This is a genomic window from Cupriavidus consociatus, assembly GCF_017814975.1.
GTDB lineage: Bacteria > Pseudomonadota > Gammaproteobacteria > Burkholderiales > Burkholderiaceae > Cupriavidus > Cupriavidus consociatus.
In genome coordinates this window covers 1-697 of sequence record NZ_JAGIQA010000154.1, presented here as the reverse complement: position 1 = coordinate 697, position 697 = coordinate 1, and the positions used below count along the sequence as shown (strand labels likewise).

The 697-nt window shown below is 66.1% G+C and carries 1 protein-coding gene; it reads right to left on the bottom strand.

The features are described 5' to 3' along the window. Positions 1 to 205 precede the first annotated feature (205 nt). Positions 206 to 697, bottom strand: a 492-nt coding sequence (locus J8I82_RS38950) for a LysR substrate-binding domain-containing protein (RefSeq protein WP_245180690.1), incomplete at its 5' end; no start/stop codon positions are given.

Sequence of the window (697 nt, the reverse complement as noted above, 5' to 3'; positions counted from 1 at the left end):
GGTCAGCAGGCCGGTCTATCCGCTCGACGACACCGCTGCCTGGGCAGGCTAAGGCAGCACTAAGCCAGCGTGCACATGGTTCCTAGCCAATGGTGCCCGGCGGCGGCAGACACATCGTGGATGGGCATCTGCCGCTGGCCCCGACCTGGCTTGCGTGCAAAACTCCGTGAGAGTTCCCCCTTCGACCCACCGGCCTGGCTCAATCCTAGACGACCGTCTCTCGGATTTGATCTTCCTGATAACGCTGCGCTTCAATGACAAGAGCCAGCGCGGGGGAGAGATGTCGGCGACTGGCATAGTACAGGTGATAGCCCGGAAACAGCGGCCACCACTCTTCAAGCACTGGTACAAGCAGTCCAGCCTTGATATGAGGCGCCATCAGGTCCGAGGGCACATAAGCGAAGCCCAGGCCGTCCAATGCTGCGGGCCCGCGCGCGCGCAGGCGCACGGCCGCCAGGCCGAACACTTCCTTCAGGATCAGGTGCAGCGCGCCGCGTGACAGGCCTTTGTCACGGTTCTCCTGGCCGATCACCGGCAGCAGCAGCGGGCGCGTCTCGCCGGGGTGCGGCGTCGGCGCCAGCCCGTGGGCGCGGCGATAGCGCGCGAGTTCGGCGATCAGATCGTCGGTGGCCGGCACCAGCCGGGTCTTGTTGCCCTTGCCGGTGACCTCCAGCCACCAGCGCTCGATGCCCTGGGC